The organism is Citrobacter sp. Marseille-Q5395 (genome assembly GCF_947057495.1).
GTDB classification, from domain to species: Bacteria; Pseudomonadota; Gammaproteobacteria; order Enterobacterales; family Enterobacteriaceae; genus Citrobacter; species Citrobacter murliniae.
The window spans coordinates 287,697-308,426 of sequence record NZ_CAMSEL010000005.1; the positions used below are offsets into that span (position 1 = coordinate 287,697).

Sequence of the window (20,730 nt, forward strand, 5' to 3'; positions counted from 1 at the left end):
TCTCAATGACCTAAAATGATATCTGCAGCCCTGTCCGCCAGGCTGTAGAGATCCTCTGTATCAGCAAAATGCCGGGCATGGCCTGCCCAGCTATTTCTCTTCTCATTATTTTGCAGCGCATCGAAAAGTGCTGTATTCAGATTTGTCTGCTCGAACGGTTCAGAAATTACCACTCCACATTGGGCGGCATTGATGTAATCGGCATATCCGCATACTTCCGTGGTTAATACAGGCAAACCTGCAACCACAGCCTCTAACAATACAATACCAGCGGCTTCCTGAACGGCAGGATGGAGCAATAAATCAGCAGCGGACATCAATTCAGCAATATCATCTCGCCCCGAGAAAAATTGTACGAGCTCTTCAATACCCAATTGGCGGGCCTGAGCACGGTAGCGATCGGCTTTATCCTGGCCTACTACCATCAATCGCGTCCGCTGGCGTATTGACTCTGGTAAAGACGCCAACGCCTGCAATGTTCTCGATACACCTTTGCGCTTAAAATCTGATCCCACTTGCAGGAGAAAAAACTGATCGCGTTGTATACCATTTTTATTCCTGACATTCTGCCTGCTGTTTTCAGGTTGCTGGCTATATTTCCGATCAGGGTAAATCCCAGGGGGAAGAATATGAAAACGCTGGTTCTCTGTTCGATAATGATGTTTGAAATCGCCAATTTGCTTGTTGGTTAACATCAATAACGCGGTGCGGGATCCTTGCTGAAATACGGCTTTTTCAAATGAAGAATAATGCCGATATCGCTGCGTCAGCTTGTAAAAAAAACCTTTTTCCCGGGCAACTTTTTCGGCATAACAGACGTCAGCTGCATAATAAACATCCAACCCCGGCATTTTATTAAACCCTACGATCCGATCAACTGGGTGCTGGCTTAAATATTGCTGAACCCACTGATAATATTGCTCATTTTTTCCATGGTTAGTTCTGGATGTTACTGGGACGAGTATAATTTCAAGCCCCTCAGGACGCTCCCCCTGCCAGCTCTGGGTAAAAACCTGAACACGGTGGCCACGTGCAGCAACCGTAAGCGCAACCCGCAGGAAATCACGTTGTAACCCGCCATAGGGAAAATACTTGTACAAACAAAAAGCAATGATCATCCATTAATATCCGCATCGCGTCGCCAGCCACACCAAACCTGATGCATAAGAGTACTGTAATCTCTGCTTGCGCTATCCAAAGATTGCCTCCCATGGCTCCGAAGCGTTGATGGCTGCTAGCTACCTGAAATTATGCAGCAGTATACCATTTATTATCACTCAATCCGAAATGAATATTTTTTAACCATATAAAAAATTTATCAATTAAAAACAATCAGATAATAAGAAACGCAATTCACCAAAAAAGTCGTACCGCACAAGACGCTAAGCCTTACAAATGGGAATATGTGCCTTTTTGATACAGTCGCAGCTAAAACAAGGCATTGCCAATTCAATCCTTTTGATACAACCTGGATAAAAATGATGGTAAAGCCATAGTTAAATACATAGAATCCCCAGCACATTCATAAGTCAGCTACTATTATGCTCGAATTGCTTTACACCGCCCTTTTCTACCTTATTCAGCCCCTGATCTGGATACGGCTTTGGGTGCGCGGACGTAAGGCTCCGGCCTATCGTAAACGCTGGGGTGAACGCTATGGATTTTATCGCCGCCCACTGAAACCTGGCGGCATCATGCTTCATTCCGTTTCTGTAGGCGAAACGCTGGCGGCGATCCCTTTAGTTCGCGCTCTGCGACATCGTTATCCCGATCTACCGATCACGGTAACGACCATGACGCCAACAGGTTCCGAGCGCGTACAGTCTGCTTTCGGTACTGACGTTCAACACGTCTATCTCCCTTACGATTTACCAGACGCACTGAACCGCTTCCTGAACAAAGTTGACCCCAAGCTGGTGTTAATAATGGAGACTGAGCTATGGCCAAATCTGATTGCTGCACTGCATAAGCGTCATATTCCTCTGGTCATTGCCAACGCACGTCTTTCTGCCCGCTCAGCTGCCGGCTATGCGAAACTGGGTAAATTTGTTAGCAGGCTACTACGTCGCATTACGCTGATTGCTGCACAAAATGAAGAAGATGGCGCACGCTTTATTACCCTTGGCGCAAGAAACAATCAGGTAACGGTTACTGGCAGTCTTAAGTTTGATATTTCCGTCACTCCGCAACTGGCTGCCAAAGCGATTACATTGCGCCGCCAGTGGGCACCACATCGCCCGGTATGGATTGCAACCAGCACGCACGATGGTGAAGAAAGCATCATCATTGCTGCTCATCAGGCGCTATTAAATCAGTTTCCGAACCTTTTACTGATTCTGGTTCCCAGACATCCAGAACGATTCCCGGATGCTATTAACCTCGTACGCCAGGCTGGGCTAAGCTATACCACACGGTCCTCGGGTGAAGTCCCGTCTTCAGCTACCCAAGTCGTTATCGGCGATACTATGGGCGAGCTGATGCTTCTGTACGGCATTGCCGACCTTGCTTTTGTCGGTGGCTCACTGGTGGAACGTGGAGGTCACAACCCATTAGAGGCCGCAGCGCATGCCATTCCGGTACTGATGGGGCCACATACCTTTAATTTTAAAGATATTTGCGCGCGACTGGAGCAGGCAAGCGGATTGATCACCGTTACCGACGCCACCACGCTGGTTAAAGAGATCTCTTCTTTACTGACAGATGCAGATTATCGTAGTTTTTATGGTCGTCATGCGGTTGAAGTTCTGTATCAAAACCAGGGTGCGCTACAACGTCTGCTGCAGCTGCTGGAACCTTACCTGCCACCCAAAACGCATTGAGGGTTGTCATGCAAAAACGGGCGATTTATCCAGGAACCTTTGATCCAATTACTAATGGCCACATTGATATCGTGACGCGCGCAACGCACATGTTTGATCACGTTATCCTGGCGATTGCCGCAAGCCCCAGTAAAAAGCCGATGTTTACGCTTGAAGAGCGCGTTGAACTGGCACAACAGGCAACGGCACATCTTGGCAATGTGGAAGTTCTGGGATTTAGCGATCTGATGGCAAACTTCGCCCGCGATAATCAGGCTAACATTCTGATACGCGGTCTGCGTGCGGTCGCGGATTTCGAATATGAAATGCAGTTGGCGCACATGAACCGCCATCTGATGCCCCAGCTGGAGAGCGTCTTTTTGATGCCTTCCAAAGAGTGGTCATTTATCTCATCATCGCTGGTTAAAGAGGTCGCCCGCCATCAGGGTGACGTGACCCACTTTTTACCAGAGAACGTTCATCAGGCGTTAATGGACAAGCTAAAGTAAAACGAGTTATTCAGCCTGCTGATTAACTTTATTTCTGACAGCGGCGACAATAGAACGTCGTCCGCTGGGCATGTTTAGTGGCGACAACGGGTGCACCACATGCGCGGCAGGGCTCACCTTCGCGCCCATAGACTTGCAATTCTTGTGCAAAATAGCCCGGCTTACCGTCGCTTTGCAGAAAATCCTTCAGCGTCGTCCCGCCCTGCTCGATAGAGCGCAGTAAAACCGCTTTGATAACGCGCACCAGCAATTCACACTCGGCTTTCGACAGTGACGATGCCAGACGGTCAGGATGGATGCCAGCCGCAAAGAGCGACTCACTGGCATAGATATTACCCACGCCCACCACCAACTTGTTATCCATCAACCAGGGTTTAATCGCCGTTTTCTTCTTCGCACATTTGTGCTGGAGATAATCGGCGTTGAAATCATCGCTCAGAGGCTCGGGACCAAGATGTGCGAGAACATTGTGTCCTTCCAGCTCTTTTGTCCACAGCCAGGCACCAAAACGACGAGGATCGGTGTAACGCAGGACTTTGCCATTACTCATCACTAAATCGACATGGTCATGTTTTTCTGCCGGAAGCTCTTCAGGGAGGATACGCAGGCTGCCTGACATGCCCAGATGAATGATAATCCAGCCATCCGGTAGCTCCAGCAACAGATATTTCGCACGGCGCTGTACGCTAATGACGGGTTTATCACTAAGACGATAAATTTCCTCTGATACCGGCCAGCGCAAACGACCATTCCGAACATTGGCATGCAGAATCGTTGCCCCTACCAGATGAGGTTCAATACCACGGCGACTGGTTTCGACTTCAGGTAATTCAGGCATAGCATCTCCGGCTGTATATCAGGTTTTATTAATATGGGGACGGCCAGAAAACAAAAAACCCCGCCGAGGCGAGGTTTTTCGTGACATCGAAACTAAAATTATTTGATTTTAGCTTCTTTGTACAGAACGTGCTGACGGACAACTGGATCGAATTTTTTCAGTTCCAGTTTTTCCGGCTTAGTACGTTTGTTCTTCGTAGTGGTATAGAAGTGACCAGTACCAGCAGAAGAAACCAGCTTGATTTTCTCACGAATACCTTTAGCCATGATTTATTTCCTCTTAGTACTTAGTACTTTTCGCCACGGGCACGCAGTTCAGACAGAACTGTTTCGATGCCTTTCTTATCAATTACACGCATACCTTTAGCAGATACACGCAGGGTGACAAAACGCTTCTCGCTCTCAACCCAAAAACGGTGAGAGTGCAGGTTAGGCAGGAAACGGCGTTTAGTCGCGTTCAGTGCGTGGGAACGGTTGTTACCGGTCACCGGACGCTTGCCAGTAACTTGGCAGACTCGGGACATGTCTATTCTCCAAAAATCAAATTAGCTCGAGCTTCGTATGGGGTATTGGCGCCTCGTCAGGCTTCTCAGCCCGGTTATCGCAGTTCAATACTCTTAATCGTTCATACTGCATCATCATTGGACGCCGAATGAATGATCTCATGTATTCGCGAACTCTCGATTGCCAGGCCCAAATGCCAAACCCGAGATTCTCAAAGGTGGCGTAGTATACGCTGAGTCAGCGATGTGCTCAAGTCCCGAACAGACAAAGATCCCGATGGATCGCGTAAAGTGCGCTAAATCCAACCACGTTCCGCAAAAGAAACGTACTCTCCACGCCCAATTACAAGATGATCAATCACCCGGATATCCATGAACTGACAGCATTTCACCACACGCTCGGTGATGAGTTTATCTGCTTTGCTCGGCTCTGCACACCCCGAAGGGTGATTATGTGCAAGGATCACCGCTGACGCATTCATTTTTATCGCCTCACGGACAATCTCTCGCGGATGCACCTCTACGTGGCTAAGCGTACCGGAAAAAAGTTTGCTGTGTTTAATTACGCGATGCTGAGCATCCATAAAGATCACCAGAAAGATCTCCCGTTCCTCTTCCGCGAGCTGACTTTGCAGAAATTCTCTCGTCATTTCCGGGCTAAGTAGCGCCCTTTCCTCAATCACACGCACGTTGTAGTAGCGCCTCGCCAGTTCGGCAATCCCCTTGAGTTGCGCATACTTCGCCACGCCAATACCCTGGACGTGGCTAAACTCCATGTAATCTGCGGACAAAAGGCCATAAAGCGAATCAAAATGCTGAAGCATTTCTTTCGCCAGCGTGAGTACATCAGTACCGCGTAATCCGGTGCGTAAAAAGAGCGCCAGTAGCTCAACATCCGTAAGAGAACGGACTCCCAGCTTCATCATCTTTTCCCGGGGCATCAAACATCCTGTATTTTTCATGCCTCCCTCCTTTGGCGTCAGCATGGTGGCATAACCCCAACAACGAATCGACGCTCAGTTCTCACTTCTTCGTAGCGCCTCGCAAAGTGGATCGCGGTCAAAAGCACGACAAATGGTGGATTGTGATAAAATATCCGCCTTCTGGTGTAACCCAACAGGAAAGATCATGATGAGCCTGGCCGGTAAAAAAATCGTACTTGGCGTCAGTGGCGGCATTGCTGCATACAAAACCCCTGAGCTGGTGCGTCGTTTACGGGAGCGTGGCGCAGACGTCCGCGTGGCAATGACCGAGGCGGCAAAAGCGTTTATTACTCCCCTGAGCTTACAGGCGGTTTCGGGCTATCCCGTTTCCGATAGCCTGCTTGACCCCGCAGCAGAAGCCGCGATGGGCCATATTGAACTGGGAAAATGGGCTGATTTGGTTATTCTTGCCCCCGCTACGGCAGATCTGATTGCACGCGTCGCCGCAGGCATGGCTAACGATCTGGTTTCAACGATCTGTCTGGCAACGCCAGCGCCTGTTGCCGTTCTGCCCGCCATGAACCAACAGATGTACCGTGCCGCTGCTACGCAACACAATCTGGGGATTCTCGCCTCACGTGGGTTACTCATCTGGGGGCCAGACAGCGGCAGCCAGGCATGTGGCGATGTCGGCCCTGGGCGCATGCTGGATCCGTTAACGATTGTCGATATGGCTGCTGAACATTTTTCATCTGTCAACGATCTGCAACATCTCAACATCATGATTACGGCTGGCCCGACACGTGAACCACTTGATCCTGTACGTTATATTTCCAACCACAGTTCAGGGAAAATGGGATTTGCCATCGCAGCAGCAGCGGCAAAGCGTGGTGCAAACGTCACGCTGGTATCGGGTCCCGTTACGCTATCAACCCCCCCTTTTGTACAGCGCATAGATGTGATGACAGCGCTGGAAATGGAGGCCGCCGTACAATCTACGGCACAACAGCAGCATATTTTTATCGGCTGCGCCGCAGTTGCTGATTACCGGGCAGAAACCGTCGCCAGTGAAAAAATCAAAAAGCAGGCCACGCAGGGTGATGAATTAACAGTAAAAATGGTCAAAAACCCGGATATTATCGCTGGCGTTGCCGCACTGGATGCTAATCGTCCTTTTGTCGTTGGATTTGCCGCAGAAACGAATAATGTGGAAGAATACGCCCGGCAAAAACGTATTCGTAAAAACCTTGATATGATCTGTGCAAACGATGTTTCACTGTCTACTCAAGGGTTTAACAGCGACAGCAATGCATTACACCTTTTCTGGCAGGATGGAGATAAAGTCTTACCGCTTGAGCGCAAAGAACTCCTGGGCCAATTATTACTCGACGAGATCGTGACCCGTTATGATGAAAAAAATCGACGTTAAGATTCTGGACCCGCGCGTAGGGCAACAATTCCCACTCCCGACGTACGCAACTTCTGGTTCTGCTGGACTTGACCTGCGCGCCTGTCTGGATGACGCCGTAGAGCTGGCACCTGGTGCAACGACACTGGTACCGACCGGATTAGCCATTCATATCGCCGATCCCTCGCTGGCGGCAGTGATGTTACCGCGCTCCGGACTGGGTCATAAGCACGGCATTGTGCTGGGCAATCTGGTCGGTCTGATTGACTCCGACTACCAGGGACAACTGATGGTGTCCATCTGGAACCGTGGCCAGGATAGCTTCACTATTGAGCCTGGTGAACGCATTGCACAAATGATCTTTGTACCAGTCGTGCAGGCTGAATTTAATCTGGTGGAAGAGTTTGAAGCCACCGATCGTGGCGAAGGTGGCTTCGGCCATTCCGGGCGCAAGTAACCCGTAGAGAAGTATCCCACAGCGCAATAACGCAATAACAAACCGCAAACAGCAGTTTGCGGTCGCTGTGTGGATGCCTGCCTGGCAAGTGCTTATTTTCAGGGGTATTTTGTAACATGGTAGAAAAGCAAACTGCGAAAAGGAATCGTCGCGAAGAAATACTTCAGTCTCTGGCGCTGATGCTTGAATCCAGCGATGGAAGCCAACGCATCACGACAGCAAAACTGGCGGCCTCTGTTGGCGTTTCCGAAGCGGCATTGTATCGCCATTTTCCCAGCAAGACCCGCATGTTCGATAGCCTGATTGAGTTTATCGAAGATAGTCTGATTACCCGTATCAATTTGATTTTAAAAGATGAAAAAGACACAAGCGCACGTCTGCGTCTGATCGTACTGCTGATTTTAGGTTTTGGTGAACGAAATCCCGGCCTGACGCGTATTCTGACCGGACACGCGCTCATGTTTGAGCAAGACCGCCTGCAAGGTCGTATTAACCAGCTTTTTGAGCGCATTGAGGCGCAATTGCGCCAGGTTCTGCGAGAAAAAAGAATGCGTGAGGGCGAAGGTTACGCTGTGGATGAAACGCTGCTGGCCAGCCAGTTACTGGCTTTCTGCGAAGGTATGCTGTCTCGCTTCGTGCGTAGCGAATTTAAATACCGTCCAACGGACGATTTTGACACCCGCTGGCCGCTACTGGTTGCTCAACTGCAATAACGTCTTAGCCAGACTGCGGCGTTGCCTTATCCGGCCTACTGCTTTGTAGGCCAGGTAAGCGCAGCGCCGCCGGCGATTAAACCCCAAACTCTTCGCGATACGCCCGCACAGCGGCCAGGTGTTCCGCCATTTCAGGCTTCTCTTCCAGATACGCAATCAGGTCTTTCAGGGTAATAATTGAAATCACCTTGCAGCCATAGTCACGCTCTACTTCCTGGATTGCAGAAATCTCACCACGACCACGTTCCTGGCGATCAAGAGAAATCAGTACCCCAGCCAGCGTCGCACCATTGGCCTGGATTATCTCCATCGACTCGCGAATCGCTGTACCGGCGGTGATCACATCATCCACCAACATCACTCGGCCCTTTAGTACACTGCCTACCAGGTTTCCACCTTCGCCGTGGGTTTTCGCCTCTTTACGGTTAAAGCAGTACGGCAAATCTTTATCGTGGTGTTCCGCCAGCGCAACGGCCGTGGTAGTGGCAATAGGAATCCCTTTGTATGCGGGGCCAAACAGCAGATCATAATCAATACCGGAATCCACAAGCGCTTCAGCATAAAAACGACCTAACAGTGCCAGATCGCGCCCGGTATTAAACAGCCCGGCGTTGAAGAAATAGGGGCTCTTGCGCCCGGATTTCAGCGTAAACTCGCCAAACTTTAGTACCTGCTTGCCAAGCGCAAACTCAATAAACTGGCGCTGATATGGTTTCATGGATTCGCTCCTCTTTTCACTTTCATCATTTACGAAATCTGCAGACAAAAAAAAGGGCGACTACGTCGCCCTTAAAATCAATTTTCTAACGCCGCCTTCTGCGTCGCTACAATGGATTCGATCCCCCCTCTGGCCAACGCCAGTAGGGTGAGTAGTTCTTCATGGCTGAACGGTTCACCTTCTGCAGTACCCTGCACTTCGATAATGCGACCATCTTCAGTCATCACCACGTTCATATCGGTTTCTGCCGCAGAGTCTTCAACATACTCCAGGTCACAGAGCGCTTCGCCATTAACAATACCTACTGAGACCGCAGCGACCATCCCTTTCATTGGGTTGGTTTTCAGTTTACCGCTCGCCACCAGCTTGTTTAGCGCGTCAGCCAGCGCAACACAAGCACCTGTAATCGATGCGGTTCGCGTGCCACCATCTGCCTGAATAACATCGCAATCCAGGGTAATAGTAAATTCGCCGAGAGTCTTCAGGTCAACGGCTGCACGCAGCGCACGTGCAATCAGACGCTGTATTTCCATGGTACGGCCACCTTGTTTACCCTTCGCCGCTTCACGTGCGTTACGGGTATGAGTGGCGCGAGGCAGCATGCCGTATTCGGCGGTGATCCAGCCCTGTCCCTGGCCTTTCAGAAAACGTGGAACGCCTTCATCAATAGAGGCAGTGCACAGCACTTTAGTATCACCAAATTCGACCAGTACGGAGCCTTCAGCGTGTTTTGTATAATTACGGGTCAGGGTGACAGGACGCACCTGATTGGCACTACGACCGGCTGGACGCATGATAAAATCTCCGACTTGAAACGAATGTGGCTGCGCATTATACGGACTTCCGACGGTTATTCCTATCCTGACAAGACGTGGATGGCTATAATCCTCCCATCTCATCTTTAAAAACAGGAACATCTATGATCCGCAGCATGACCGCCTACGCCCGGCGTGAAATCAAGGGTGAATGGGGTAGCGCCACCTGGGAAATGCGCTCGGTAAACCAGCGTTATCTGGAAACCTATTTTCGCCTGCCGGAGCAGTTCCGTAGCCTTGAACCTGTTGTACGCGAACGTATCCGCTCACGTCTGACGCGCGGTAAAATCGAATGCACACTGCGTTTTGAGCCTGACGCCAGCGCGCAAGGTGAGCTGATTCTGAATGAGAAGCTCGCTAAACAGCTCGTTACCGCCGCAAACTGGGTCAAAATGCAGAGCGATGAAGGTGAAATTAATCCGGTTGATATCCTGCGTTGGCCGGGTGTAATGGCTGCCCAGGAGCAAGATCTGGACGCTATTGCCGCCGAAATCCTTGCCGCACTTGACGGTACGCTGGATGACTTTATTGTCGCACGTGAAACCGAAGGCCAGGCGCTGAAAACATTGATCGAACAGCGTCTGGAAGGCGTCAGCACCGAAGTGGCGAAGGTCCGCGCGCACATGCCGGAAATTCTGCAATGGCAGCGCGATCGTCTGGTTGCCAAGCTGGAAGATGCACAGGTGCAGCTGGAAAATAACCGCCTTGAACAAGAGTTAGTGCTGATGGCACAGCGTATTGATGTGGCAGAAGAATTGGATCGTCTCGAAGCCCACGTTAAAGAAACCTACAACATCCTGAAGAAAAAAGAAGCGGTCGGCCGCCGTCTGGACTTCATGATGCAGGAATTTAACCGTGAGTCGAACACTCTGGCATCTAAATCCATCAATGCTGAAGTCACTAACTCCGCGATTGAACTGAAAGTATTGATCGAGCAAATGCGCGAACAGATTCAGAATATCGAGTAAGTTCCCTTACACGTAGCGTGTCGATAAACGGTGGCGCTACGTGTAATTCTCTTTTGTCAGCTATTCTTTGCTCTAATTGGATTATATTTTCTCATCAATTATTATCCTAATTAACGATCAAAAGTCCGTTATCTCTGGCATTCCCAATAAATTCGCATTAGCTATTTTTATTAAAATCACTTCGCCTTAGAAAATCTCAATCGTGACATTGCGCACAAATCGTTAACCTTAGCCCCAGCAAATCAGGGGGGAAGGCATGCTGCTACACGTTTTATATTTAATTGGTATTACTGCTGAAGCTATGACAGGTGCGCTTGCGGCAGGCCGTCGTCGTATGGATACATTTGGCGTAATTATCATTGCCACCGCGACTGCCATTGGCGGCGGGTCCGTACGCGATATTCTTCTCGGTCACTATCCGCTCGGCTGGGTCAAACACCCTGAGTACGTCATTATCGTGGCAACCGCCGCTGTACTGACCACGATTATTGCTCCCGTCATGCCCTACCTGCGCAAAATATTCCTGGTACTGGATGCTCTGGGTCTCGTAGTTTTCTCTATTATTGGCGCTCAGGTAGCGCTCGATATGGGGCACGGACCGATTATTGCCGTTGTCGCCGCCGTCACCACCGGTGTCTTTGGTGGCGTCCTACGAGACATGTTCTGCAAACGCATTCCGTTAGTGTTCCAGAAAGAGCTGTATGCCGGTGTGTCATTTGCCGCCGCCGTACTTTACATTGTGCTGCAACATTATGTCTCCAGCCACGATGTAGTGGTTATCTCTACCCTGCTATTTGGTTTTACCGCCCGATTATTGGCGCTGCGCCTGAAGTTAGGGCTGCCAGTATTTTATTATCGCCATGAAGGTCATTAAAGCGTAAAGCCCGTAATACGCTGAGCTGCTAACCAGTTGCTCAGCGCTTTTACTTTCTGATTCCCCAGCCACTGAATTAACTGTCGGGTACGGCGCTCCCCCATCGACGGAAGCTGCCGCCAGCTTTTTTCATCGCGTTCCTGTAGTTGCCGCCATGATCGGTCACGACTGGCATCCAGTGTCACCTGTGTTAACGGTATTCCCATAGCAACTATCCAGCGAGTAAAAGGATGCTGACGCGACAGGTTAAACTGATGCCACAACTTCTCGCCTTTACGGACTCCAAGCGTGGACTGTAGCTGTTCCTGGGTTAAGGCGAGCCAGGAAAAGATATGTTCAAAGCGATGTGCATGATGGAGTTCCCGCCACCCTGCCTCACCGATACCGTCAAAATTCAACGCCTCTTTTGCACTCAGCCAGACCAGCCTGGCAACAAATTGTTGCTGGCATTCCCGTGTTGCATAAAAACAGGTTAATGAATTGAAATGACCTTTTGGAGGAGCGGGTTTAGTCCGCTGGGTACTGCGCCAGACCACATCGTCTATGCGGGGAATCCCCTGTCCGGCCAGACTGACAAGGAGATGATCGCCAGGTGCGATATCCCATTCATTCCACCGGCGAACAGAGCCAATATTGACGCGCTGCACTCGTTTATCATCCAGCATAACCGGAGCCAACAAGGCGACTACGGCAATTTGCCCACTCTTGCCGACAGAGAATTGAATCCCCGTCACCTCGGATACCCGGGCAACCGGAGGATATTTCCAGGCCACCAGCCAGTCTCCCTGGCCAGGTAACCAGTTTCGTGCTTCTGGCTCCTTTCCCGTTCGTACCACAACACCATCGGTCACAAAAGGCAATCCCGAGGTCCACCAGTGTGTACGGGCACGCTCAACCTCATCGGCATTTTTAACAGGCTGGGTAAATTGCCGGGTCAGACTGAAACCTGCATCAGCAAGCTGTCGCAGTCTGTCCGGCATGTTCACCGGACCATCGGGCCAGGCCCAGATAAAAATGGCTAAAGATCGCAACAACTCTGGATTATCCTTGCGCATCATCATCCCAGCCACCTTAGAGCGGGCATTCATTCCGCCACTCTTTTGTTGGATATGACCGTCCTGCGGCAAAAAAATCTCACCCTGCAACGTACTGTTAGCCAGCTGGCCTTTGGTCATTTTTGGCACGGAAGGGATCTGGCGAACTTTGTTCGTCCAGTCTTCTCCTTTCAGCCCATTACCGCGACTAATTGCCCTGACCAGATTACCATCCCGATAGACCAGCGTAACCGCCACTCCGTCCACCTTCGGCTGTACCCAGAGATCGCCACGAGTACGCATCCATTGTTGTACAGATCGCTTATCTGCAAGCTTACGTACCCCCGTGTGGGGAACTGGGTGCGATATCGTTCCACTAATCGGAGGAACTGGCTGGTCTGCATGTGAATCATCGCTAAAACAGCGGTGCCATTGGGCCAATTGCGCATCAAGCTGGTCATAGACACTATCATCTACAGCACTGATGCCTTGTTTCCAGTAGCTGTCATTCCATTGAGCCATTTGCTGCTGTAGCCGTGATATTTCCGCGTTTGCCCGGGCAGGCGACCAGACAGGACATACTGTCCATGCCGGAAAATGCCATACCAGTAAAACCAGTGCTACGCATTTCCATAACCTCATCACCACCTCCGCTAAACATTACGTTGCCCGGCAGGTATAGCGCGAAGCGTCAGCGAAACAGAGTGGCAAAAGATCATCCTGCGAACCGCTTTCCAGACATTTTTGTTTATTGCAGCAAATCCCCGGTAAAACAGGAAAAAGGTATACAAAACGCAATAATCATGCGCAAAAAGTGTGACAAGGGCTACGTCGTATAGCGGCTACGTGTATAATAAGCCCGTATGTAGGCTCTCTTTCGACAATCACATACATAAGATACTCATGGCTCAAGGCACGCTTTATATTGTTTCTGCCCCCAGTGGCGCGGGTAAATCCAGCCTGATTCAGGCTTTATTAAAGACCCAACCGTTGTATGACACCCAGGTTTCTGTTTCGCACACTACCCGCGCACCGCGTCCCGGGGAGGTGCATGGTGAACACTATTACTTCGTAAACCATGATGAATTCAGAAGCATGATTGGCAGAGATGCGTTCCTGGAACACGCTGAGGTATTTGGCAATTATTATGGCACCTCGCGTGAAGCAATTGAGCAAGTGCTGGCATCGGGTGTAGATGTCTTTTTAGATATCGACTGGCAAGGTGCGCAGCAAATTCGTGAAAAAATGCCGCATGCGCGCAGTATTTTTATTTTGCCGCCCTCTAAGATCGAGCTGGACCGCCGCCTGCGCGGTCGTGGTCAGGATAGCGAAGAAGTCATCGCAAAACGTATGGCGCAAGCTGTTGCAGAAATGAGCCATTACGCCGAATATGATTATCTTATTGTGAATGATGATTTCGATACTGCCCTGGGCGATTTGAAAACTATCATTCGCGCCGAACGTCTGCGCATGAGCCGCCAAAAGCAGCGTCATGACGCTTTAATCAGCAAACTGTTGGCAGACTGAACTCACATTCAGTATCATGCCCAGTCATTTCTTCACCTGTGGAGCATTTTAAGTATGGCACGCGTAACTGTTCAGGACGCTGTAGAGAAAATTGGTAACCGTTTTGACCTGGTACTGGTCGCCGCGCGTCGCGCTCGTCAGATGCAGGTAGGCGGAAAGGATCCGCTCGTACCGGAAGAAAACGATAAAACTACTGTAATCGCGCTGCGCGAAATCGAAGAAGGTCTGATCAACAATCAGATCCTTGACGTGCGTGAGCGCCAGGAACAGCAAGAGCAGGAAGCCGCTGAATTACAAGCCGTTACCGCTATTGCTGAAGGTCGTCGTTAATCACAAAGCGGGTCGCCCTTGTATCTGTTTGAAAGCCTGAATCAACTGATTCAAAACTACCTGCCGGAAGACCAGATTAAGCGTCTTCGGCAGGCGTATCTCGTTGCACGTGACGCTCACGAGGGCCAGACACGTTCAAGCGGTGAACCCTATATCACGCACCCGGTAGCGGTGGCCTGCATTCTGGCCGAGATGAAACTCGACTATGAAACGCTAATGGCCGCGCTGCTACATGACGTGATTGAAGATACTCCTGCCACCTACCAGGACATGGAACAGCTTTTTGGTAAAAGCGTTGCTGAGCTGGTAGAAGGGGTATCAAAGCTTGATAAGCTTAAGTTTCGCGATAAGAAAGAGGCGCAGGCCGAAAACTTTCGCAAGATGATTATGGCGATGGTGCAGGATATCCGCGTCATTCTCATCAAACTTGCCGACCGTACCCACAATATGCGCACGCTGGGCTCATTACGCCCGGATAAGCGTCGCCGCATCGCCCGTGAAACCCTCGAAATCTACAGTCCGCTGGCACACCGTTTAGGTATTCATCACATTAAAACCGAGCTGGAAGAGCTGGGTTTTGAAGCGCTATACCCGAACCGCTACCGCGTGATTAAAGAAGTGGTTAAAGCCGCTCGCGGCAACCGCAAAGAGATGATTCAAAAAATCCTCTCTGAAATCGAAGGACGTTTACAGGAGGCAGGCATTCCGTGCCGCGTAAGTGGTCGCGAGAAACACCTGTACTCTATCTACTGCAAGATGGTACTCAAAGAGCAGCGTTTTCACTCAATCATGGATATCTACGCATTCCGCGTTATCGTCCATGACTCTGATACCTGCTATCGCGTACTCGGGCAGATGCACAGCCTGTATAAACCTCGTCCTGGCCGAGTAAAAGATTATATTGCGATTCCGAAAGCGAACGGATATCAGTCTTTACACACCTCAATGATCGGCCCGCACGGTGTTCCAGTCGAAGTACAAATTCGTACTGAAGACATGGACCAAATGGCGGAGATGGGGGTTGCTGCACACTGGGCGTACAAAGAGCACGGTGAAACCAGCACAACGGCACAAATCCGCGCCCAGCGCTGGATGCAGAGCTTGTTGGAACTGCAGCAGAGCGCCGGTAGCTCATTTGAATTTATTGAAAGCGTCAAATCTGATCTCTTCCCGGATGAGATTTATGTTTTCACACCGGAAGGGCGCATTGTTGAACTGCCTGCCGGTGCAACGCCTGTCGACTTCGCTTACGCGGTACACACCGATATCGGCCATGCCTGCGTCGGCGCGCGCGTCGACAGGCAGCCATACCCGCTTTCACAGCCGCTCTTTAGCGGTCAGACCGTTGAAATCATCACTGCACCGGGCGCACGTCCCAATGCGGCGTGGCTTAACTTTGTTGTCAGTTCGAAAGCACGCGCCAAAATTCGCCAGTTGCTGAAAAACCTCAAACGCGATGATTCCGTCAGTCTTGGGCGTCGTCTGCTCAACCATGCCTTAGGCGGTAGCCGTAAGCTGGCTGAGATCCCGCAAGAAAGTATCCAGCGTGAGCTTGAGCGTATGAAGCTCGCCACACTTGACGATCTGTTAGCGGAAATCGGACTGGGGAACGCCATGAGCGTTGTGGTGGCAAAAAACCTTCAGCAAGGTGAAGTACCGGCGTACGCTCCCGCACAATCCGGTCATGGGCATCTGCCAATTAAAGGCGCAGATGGCGTGCTGATTACCTTCGCGAAATGCTGTCGCCCGATTCCTGGCGATCCGATCATTGCCCACGTCAGCCCGGGTAAAGGTCTGGTTATCCACCATGAATCCTGCCGTAACATCCGTGGCTACCAGAAAGAGCCAGAGAAGTTTATGGCGGTGGAATGGGATAAAGAGACAGAGCAGGAATTCATCACCGAAATTAAGGTGGACATGTTTAACCACCAGGGTGCACTGGCTAACCTGACGGCGGCAATCAACACAACCACCTCTAATATTCAGAGTCTGAATACCGAAGAGAAAGATGGTCGCGTCTACAGCGCCTTTATTCGCCTGACCGCACGCGATCGTGTGCACCTGGCAAATATCATGCGCAAAATCCGTGTTATGCCGGACGTGATAAAAGTCACCCGTAACCGAAACTAGTTTTATGAATAAACAACGTTATGCTCGAATCTGCGAGGTGCTCGCCAGGCGTCAGCCTGATCTGACCGTCTGCATGGAGCAGGTCCATAAACCTCATAACGTTTCTGCGATCATTCGAACCGCAGATGCAGTCGGCGTACATGAAGTTCACGCTGTCTGGCCAGGGAGTCGTATGCGCACCATGGCCTCTTCTGCCGCAGGTAGCAACAGTTGGGTACAGGTTAAGACCCACCGCACGATTGGCGATGCGGTAACGCATTTAAAAAGCCAGGGCATGCAGGTTCTGGCGACGCACCTCTCTGATAAAGCCGTCGATTTCCGCGAGATTGATTACACGCGTCCTACCTGCATCCTGATGGGTCAGGAGAAAACCGGTATTACTCAGGAAGCGCTGGCTCTGGCGGATCAGGACATCATCATTCCTATGACCGGCATGGTACAGTCGCTGAATGTCTCAGTCGCCTCCGCGCTTATTCTGTACGAAGCACAGCGCCAGCGACAAAACGCCGGGATGTACCTGCGAGAGAACAGCATGCTGCCGGAAGATGAACAGCAGCGGTTGCTGTTTGAAGGCGGCTATCCGGTGCTGGCAAACGTTGCTAAGCGCAAAGGTCTTCCCTATCCCCACGTCAATTCGCAGGGCGAAATTGAAGCCGATGCAACGTGGTGGGCCACTATGCAATCTGCGAGATAAACGCGATGAAAGGCCGTTTACTGGATGCTATTCCACTCAACTCTCTGACGGGCGTTGGCGCAGCGCAAAGCAGTAAACTGGCGAAAATCGGCCTGCACACCGTGCAGGATCTTCTCTTACACCTTCCCCTGCGCTACGAAGACCGCACGCATCTGTATCCAATTGGCGAACTGCTGCCTGGCGTATATGCGACCGTAGAAGGCGAAGTGCTGAACTGCAACATCACCTTTGGCGGCCGCCGAATGATGACCTGCCAGATAAGCGATGGCTCCGGCATTCTGACAATGCGCTTTTTCAACTTCAGCGCAGCAATGAAAAACAGCCTTGCGACAGGAAGACGGGTGCTGGCCTATGGCGAAGCCAGGCGCGGGAAATACGGCGCAGAGATGATCCACCCGGAATATCGCGTGCAGGGAGATCTCAGCACACCGGAACTCCAGGAAACACTCACGCCTGTTTATCCGACCACTGAAGGTGTAAAACAGGCAACACTGCGCAAACTGACCGATCAGGCTCTGGATTTGCTTGATACCTGTGCCATTGCCGAACTGCTGCCGCCAGATTTATTACAGGGTTTGATGAGCCTGCCAGAAGCTTTACGCACACTGCACCGCCCGCCGCCATCACTACAGCTCAGCGACCTTGAAACCGGGCAACACCCGGCGCAGCGACGTCTGATCCTTGAAGAGCTACTAGCGCATAACCTCAGCATGCTGGCATTACGCGCAGGCGCTCAGCGCTTTCATGCTCAGCCTCTCAGTGCCAATGATACCCTGAAAAACCAGCTACTGGCCGCGCTGCCATTTAAACCTACCGGCGCACAGGCTCGCGTAGTGGCTGAGATCGAACGCGACATGGCGCTGGATGTCCCGATGATGCGTCTGGTTCAGGGCGATGTCGGTTCCGGTAAAACTCTTGTCGCCGCACTCGCGGCGCTAAGGGCTATCGCACATGGCAAGCAGGTAGCGCTCATGGCACCAACCGAACTTCTGGCCGAACAGCACGCGAATAACTTCCGTAACTGGTTTGCGCCATTGGGTGTTGAGGTGGGCTGGCTGGCGGGTAAGCAGAAAGGTAAAGCGCGTCTTGCGCAACAGGAAGCTATCGCCAGCGGACAGGTGCAGATGATTGTCGGCACTCATGCGATTTTCCAGGAGCAGGTGCAGTTCAACGGTCTGGCGCTGGTTATCATCGACGAACAACACCGCTTTGGCGTTCACCAGCGTCTGGCGCTGTGGGAAAAAGGTCAACAGCAGGGTTTTCACCCGCACCAGTTGATCATGACCGCTACCCCGATCCCCCGTACGCTGGCAATGACCGCCTATGCCGATCTCGATACCTCGGTGATTGACGAACTGCCTCCGGGCCGTACACCAGTCACTACTGTCGCCATCCCGGATACCCGTCGCAGCGACATTATTGACCGCGTGCGTAACGCCTGCACTCACGAAGGGCGTCAGGCATACTGGGTCTGCACGCTCATTGAAGAGTCTGATTTACTGGAAGCACAGGCTGCGGAAGCCACGTGGGAAGAACTTAAACTCGCCCTGCCAGAACTCAATATTGGCCTGGTACATGGGCGAATGAAACCCGCAGAGAAACAATCGGTGATGGCCGCCTTCAAACAGGGTGAACTGCATCTGCTGGTCGCCACCACGGTGATTGAAGTTGGCGTGGACGTGCCAAACGCCAGCCTGATGATTATCGAAAACCCGGAGCGCTTAGGCCTGGCCCAGTTGCACCAGCTTCGTGGCCGCGTAGGCCGTGGCGCGGTGGCCTCTCACTGTGTGCTGCTCTACAAATCGCCGCTTTCAAAAACTGCTCAGAAGCGTCTGCAAGTGTTGCGGGACAGCAACGACGGATTCGTTATTGCGCAAAAAGATTTGGAGATCCGCGGCCCGGGCGAATTGTTAGGTACGCGTCAGACCGGAACTGCAGAATTCAAAGTGGCGGATTTGCTGCGCGATCAGGCGATTATTCCGGAAGTTCAGCGCATTGCCCGTCACATTCATGAACGTTATCCACAACAGGCGATGGCGCTGATAGAGCGCTGGATGCCGGAAACAGAGCGCTACTCCAACGCATAACAGATCAAGATCAATAGCAGCGGCGGTTATCACACCGCCGCACAGCCTTTATTGCGCAAAAATCGGCAACAGTAGATACAGCTTAATCACCAGCGCGTTGACAATATCGATAAAGAACGCCCCCACCATTGGCACCACCAAAAATGCCATATGCGACGGACCAAAACGCTCAGTAATTGCCTGCATATTGGCAATCGCCGTCGGCGTCGCGCCAAGACCAAAACCACAGTGTCCTGCCGCCAGCACCGCTGCATCATAGTTCTTACCCATCATGCGCCAGGTCACGAATACAGCGTACAGCGCCATGAAAATGGTCTGTACAACGAGGATAGCCAGCATCGGCAGTGCCAGTGAAGCCAGCTCCCACAGTTTCAGGCTCATCAACGCCATCGCGAGGAATAGCGACAGGCTAACGTTACCCAACACCGAAACCGCACGCTCAAATACCCGATAAAAGCCCATTAACGCCAGGCCATTGCTGAGGATCACCCCCACAAACAGCACGCAAACAAAAGTCGGAAGTTCCAGTACCGTTCCCACCAGCAATTGCGCAACGATTTTTCCGACCGTCAGACAGATAGCAATCAGCGCGATGGTTTCAATCAGCACCAGAGAGGTGATTATGCGCCCGACATCCGGTTTTTCAAACGCGGTCGGAACCGCCTGATCGTCCGGCATACCGTCCGGCGTCGTGGAGTGCTTTACCAGATAGCGCGCCACCGGACCACCAATCAGTCCGCCCAACACCAGGCCAAACGTTGCGCACGCCATCGCCACTTCGGTGGCATTGGTGAAACCATAGCGTTCAATAAACAGTTTGCTCCACGCAGCTCCGGTGCCGTGGCCGCCAGAGAGCGTTATCGAACCGGCAATCAGCCCCATCAGCGGGTCAAGGCCGAGCAGACTTGCCATCCCAATACCAATGGCGTTCTGCATCAATAGCAAACCTACCACCACAATCAGAAATATTCCCACCACGCGCCCACCAGCTCGCAGGCTGGCGATATTGGCGTTCAGGCCGATAGTCGCAAAGAACGCCAGCATCAGCGGATCGCGCAGCGTCATATCAAAATTGACTTCCCAGCCCATACTTTTTTTCAGTACCAACAGCGCGATCGCCACCAGCAATCCACCCGCTACAGGTTCGGGAATGGTGTATTTCTTCAGGAAGGGAACAGACTGGACGAGCTTGCGCCCCAGCAGCAACACCAGGGTTGCAGCAACCAGTGTTGATAAAGTATCGAGGTAAAACATATACAGCTCCATTAGTGCGTTTAGCACAGTCACGCACGATGCATTCCAGATCGATTTTTAGCTCTTAATGAGTTATCGGGGTGGATTTTAAGCAGAAAATGATGAAAAGTTATATAAAAATGTTTGTTTATCCGTTTTAAATATTAGCAAT

At 51.3% G+C, this 20,730-nt stretch carries 21 protein-coding genes; 12 read left to right on the forward strand and 9 right to left on the reverse strand.

What is annotated here, in order from left to right; genetic code table 11:
* Positions 1–2: 2 nt before the first annotated feature.
* Positions 3–1,118 carry a glycosyltransferase family 4 protein gene (locus OH663_RS07585; RefSeq protein ID WP_045448817.1) on the reverse strand — a complete coding sequence of 372 codons (1,116 nt, stop codon included), beginning with the start codon at positions 1,116–1,118 and terminating at the stop codon, positions 3–5.
* 423 nt (positions 1,119–1,541) lie between these two features.
* On the opposite strand from OH663_RS07585, the gene waaA reads away from it, so the two are divergent.
* Positions 1,542–2,819 carry a lipid IV(A) 3-deoxy-D-manno-octulosonic acid transferase gene (gene waaA, locus OH663_RS07590; RefSeq protein ID WP_048223116.1) on the forward strand — a complete coding sequence of 426 codons (1,278 nt, stop codon included), beginning with the start codon at positions 1,542–1,544 and terminating at the stop codon, positions 2,817–2,819.
* Between the two features lie 8 nt (positions 2,820–2,827).
* Entirely contained in the window at positions 2,828–3,307 is a 480-nt protein-coding gene (gene coaD, locus OH663_RS07595; RefSeq protein WP_045448820.1) for a pantetheine-phosphate adenylyltransferase, read from the forward strand.
* Between the two features lie 28 nt (positions 3,308–3,335).
* Here coaD and mutM read toward each other — a convergent pair whose 3' ends face one another.
* The 4 genes from mutM to radC form a co-directional block, all read right to left on the reverse strand.
* Positions 3,336–4,145, reverse strand: a complete 810-nt coding sequence (gene mutM / locus OH663_RS07600) for a bifunctional DNA-formamidopyrimidine glycosylase/DNA-(apurinic or apyrimidinic site) lyase (protein WP_200011233.1) — start codon at positions 4,143–4,145, stop codon at positions 3,336–3,338.
* A 98-nt stretch (positions 4,146–4,243) separates the two neighbouring features.
* On the reverse strand, positions 4,244–4,411 hold the full coding sequence (gene rpmG / locus OH663_RS07605; protein ID WP_003024094.1) for a 50S ribosomal protein L33: 168 nt from the start codon (positions 4,409–4,411) through the stop codon (positions 4,244–4,246).
* A 20-nt stretch (positions 4,412–4,431) separates the two neighbouring features.
* The gene (rpmB, locus tag OH663_RS07610; protein WP_003024071.1) at positions 4,432–4,668 is read right to left on the reverse strand and encodes a 50S ribosomal protein L28; all 237 of its coding nucleotides are present in this window, start codon (positions 4,666–4,668) and stop codon (positions 4,432–4,434) included.
* A 275-nt stretch (positions 4,669–4,943) separates the two neighbouring features.
* The gene (radC, locus tag OH663_RS07615; protein ID WP_045448824.1) at positions 4,944–5,609 is read right to left on the reverse strand and encodes a RadC family protein; all 666 of its coding nucleotides are present in this window, start codon (positions 5,607–5,609) and stop codon (positions 4,944–4,946) included.
* A 169-nt stretch (positions 5,610–5,778) separates the two neighbouring features.
* Here radC and coaBC point away from each other — a divergent pair, with 169 nt between their 5' ends.
* The 3 genes from coaBC (at position 5,779) to slmA (ending at position 8,148) form a co-directional block, all read left to right on the forward strand.
* The gene (coaBC, locus tag OH663_RS07620; protein WP_136345383.1) at positions 5,779–6,999 is read left to right on the forward strand and encodes a bifunctional phosphopantothenoylcysteine decarboxylase/phosphopantothenate--cysteine ligase CoaBC; all 1,221 of its coding nucleotides are present in this window, start codon (positions 5,779–5,781) and stop codon (positions 6,997–6,999) included.
* On the forward strand, positions 6,977–7,435 hold the full coding sequence (gene dut, locus OH663_RS07625) for a dUTP diphosphatase (protein WP_045448827.1): 459 nt from the start codon (positions 6,977–6,979) through the stop codon (positions 7,433–7,435). Before coaBC ends, dut begins: the two co-directional genes overlap by 23 nt.
* A 116-nt stretch (positions 7,436–7,551) precedes the next feature.
* A complete protein-coding gene (gene slmA / locus OH663_RS07630; protein ID WP_045448829.1) occupies positions 7,552–8,148 on the forward strand; it encodes a nucleoid occlusion factor SlmA in 597 nt (198 codons plus the stop codon).
* A gap of 76 nt (positions 8,149–8,224) precedes the next feature.
* Here the strand turns inward: slmA and pyrE are convergent, their stop codons facing one another.
* Both pyrE and rph read right to left on the reverse strand, forming a co-directional pair.
* Positions 8,225–8,866, reverse strand: coding sequence for an orotate phosphoribosyltransferase (gene pyrE, locus OH663_RS07635; RefSeq protein ID WP_200011231.1), 642 nt, complete (start codon positions 8,864–8,866; stop codon positions 8,225–8,227).
* A gap of 77 nt (positions 8,867–8,943) precedes the next feature.
* Positions 8,944–9,660 (reverse strand): ribonuclease PH, encoded by a 717-nt coding sequence (gene rph, locus OH663_RS07640; protein ID WP_003024054.1) that lies wholly within the window; start codon positions 9,658–9,660, stop codon positions 8,944–8,946.
* A 125-nt stretch (positions 9,661–9,785) separates the two neighbouring features.
* Between rph and OH663_RS07645 the strand changes: the two genes are divergently transcribed.
* Positions 9,786–10,649 (forward strand): YicC/YloC family endoribonuclease, encoded by an 864-nt coding sequence (locus OH663_RS07645; protein WP_045448832.1) that lies wholly within the window; start codon positions 9,786–9,788, stop codon positions 10,647–10,649.
* Positions 10,650–10,905: 256 nt separating this feature from the next.
* Complete coding sequence (locus OH663_RS07650; protein WP_003024049.1) at positions 10,906–11,523, forward strand: trimeric intracellular cation channel family protein; 618 nt, start codon at positions 10,906–10,908, stop codon at positions 11,521–11,523.
* Here OH663_RS07650 and ligB read toward each other — a convergent pair.
* Positions 11,520–13,199, reverse strand: a complete 1,680-nt coding sequence (gene ligB, locus OH663_RS07655; RefSeq protein WP_200011228.1) for an NAD-dependent DNA ligase LigB — start codon at positions 13,197–13,199, stop codon at positions 11,520–11,522. The two genes, OH663_RS07650 and ligB, sit on opposite strands and share 4 nt — an antisense overlap.
* Positions 13,200–13,460: 261 nt before the next feature.
* On the opposite strand from ligB, the gene gmk reads away from it, so the two are divergent.
* Genes gmk through recG form a run of 5 tightly spaced genes read left to right on the forward strand, consistent with a single transcriptional unit; the run spans position 13,461 to position 19,325 of the window.
* Entirely contained in the window at positions 13,461–14,084 is a 624-nt protein-coding gene (gene gmk / locus OH663_RS07660; RefSeq protein ID WP_048223121.1) for a guanylate kinase, read from the forward strand.
* 54 nt (positions 14,085–14,138) lie between these two features.
* Positions 14,139–14,414 (forward strand): DNA-directed RNA polymerase subunit omega, encoded by a 276-nt coding sequence (gene rpoZ, locus OH663_RS07665; protein ID WP_000135058.1) that lies wholly within the window; start codon positions 14,139–14,141, stop codon positions 14,412–14,414.
* Between the two features lie 18 nt (positions 14,415–14,432).
* Positions 14,433–16,544 (forward strand): bifunctional GTP diphosphokinase/guanosine-3',5'-bis pyrophosphate 3'-pyrophosphohydrolase, encoded by a 2,112-nt coding sequence (spoT, locus tag OH663_RS07670; protein ID WP_200011225.1) that lies wholly within the window; start codon positions 14,433–14,435, stop codon positions 16,542–16,544.
* A gap of 4 nt (positions 16,545–16,548) precedes the next feature.
* Positions 16,549–17,238: a tRNA (guanosine(18)-2'-O)-methyltransferase TrmH gene (trmH, locus tag OH663_RS07675; protein ID WP_263525709.1), complete on the forward strand. Its 690-nt coding sequence runs from the start codon at positions 16,549–16,551 to the stop codon at positions 17,236–17,238.
* A gap of 5 nt (positions 17,239–17,243) precedes the next feature.
* Complete coding sequence (gene recG, locus OH663_RS07680; protein WP_200011223.1) at positions 17,244–19,325, forward strand: ATP-dependent DNA helicase RecG; 2,082 nt, start codon at positions 17,244–17,246, stop codon at positions 19,323–19,325.
* Positions 19,326–19,373: 48 nt separating this feature from the next.
* Here the strand turns inward: recG and gltS are convergent, their stop codons facing one another.
* The gene (gene gltS / locus OH663_RS07685; RefSeq protein ID WP_045448843.1) at positions 19,374–20,579 is read right to left on the reverse strand and encodes a sodium/glutamate symporter; all 1,206 of its coding nucleotides are present in this window, start codon (positions 20,577–20,579) and stop codon (positions 19,374–19,376) included.
* Between the last annotated feature and the right edge of the window lie 151 nt (positions 20,580–20,730).

Bases quoted from the DNA above. Each gene is read 5' to 3' on its own strand.
- pyrE (WP_200011231.1), bottom strand. From the start codon at position 8,866: ATGAAACCATATCAGCGCCAGTTTATTGAGTTTGCGCTTGGCAAGCAG.
- rpoZ (WP_000135058.1), top strand. From the start codon at position 14,139: ATGGCACGCGTAACTGTTCAGGACGCTGTAGAGAAAATTGGTAACCGT.
- radC (WP_045448824.1), bottom strand. From the start codon at position 5,609: ATGAAAAATACAGGATGTTTGATGCCCCGGGAAAAGATGATGAAGCTG.
- waaA (WP_048223116.1), top strand. From the start codon at position 1,542: ATGCTCGAATTGCTTTACACCGCCCTTTTCTACCTTATTCAGCCCCTG.
- OH663_RS07645 (WP_045448832.1), top strand. From the start codon at position 9,786: ATGATCCGCAGCATGACCGCCTACGCCCGGCGTGAAATCAAGGGTGAA.
- ligB (WP_200011228.1), bottom strand. From the start codon at position 13,199: ATGAGGTTATGGAAATGCGTAGCACTGGTTTTACTGGTATGGCATTTT.
- OH663_RS07650 (WP_003024049.1), top strand. From the start codon at position 10,906: ATGCTGCTACACGTTTTATATTTAATTGGTATTACTGCTGAAGCTATG.
- mutM (WP_200011233.1), bottom strand. From the start codon at position 4,145: ATGCCTGAATTACCTGAAGTCGAAACCAGTCGCCGTGGTATTGAACCT.
- gltS (WP_045448843.1), bottom strand. From the start codon at position 20,579: ATGTTTTACCTCGATACTTTATCAACACTGGTTGCTGCAACCCTGGTG.
- gmk (WP_048223121.1), top strand. From the start codon at position 13,461: ATGGCTCAAGGCACGCTTTATATTGTTTCTGCCCCCAGTGGCGCGGGT.
- rpmB (WP_003024071.1), bottom strand. From the start codon at position 4,668: ATGTCCCGAGTCTGCCAAGTTACTGGCAAGCGTCCGGTGACCGGTAAC.
- coaD (WP_045448820.1), top strand. From the start codon at position 2,828: ATGCAAAAACGGGCGATTTATCCAGGAACCTTTGATCCAATTACTAAT.
- rpmG (WP_003024094.1), bottom strand. From the start codon at position 4,411: ATGGCTAAAGGTATTCGTGAGAAAATCAAGCTGGTTTCTTCTGCTGGT.
- slmA (WP_045448829.1), top strand. From the start codon at position 7,552: ATGGTAGAAAAGCAAACTGCGAAAAGGAATCGTCGCGAAGAAATACTT.
- coaBC (WP_136345383.1), top strand. From the start codon at position 5,779: ATGAGCCTGGCCGGTAAAAAAATCGTACTTGGCGTCAGTGGCGGCATT.
- OH663_RS07585 (WP_045448817.1), bottom strand. From the start codon at position 1,118: ATGATCATTGCTTTTTGTTTGTACAAGTATTTTCCCTATGGCGGGTTA.
- trmH (WP_263525709.1), top strand. From the start codon at position 16,549: ATGAATAAACAACGTTATGCTCGAATCTGCGAGGTGCTCGCCAGGCGT.
- dut (WP_045448827.1), top strand. From the start codon at position 6,977: ATGATGAAAAAAATCGACGTTAAGATTCTGGACCCGCGCGTAGGGCAA.
- recG (WP_200011223.1), top strand. From the start codon at position 17,244: ATGAAAGGCCGTTTACTGGATGCTATTCCACTCAACTCTCTGACGGGC.
- rph (WP_003024054.1), bottom strand. From the start codon at position 9,660: ATGCGTCCAGCCGGTCGTAGTGCCAATCAGGTGCGTCCTGTCACCCTG.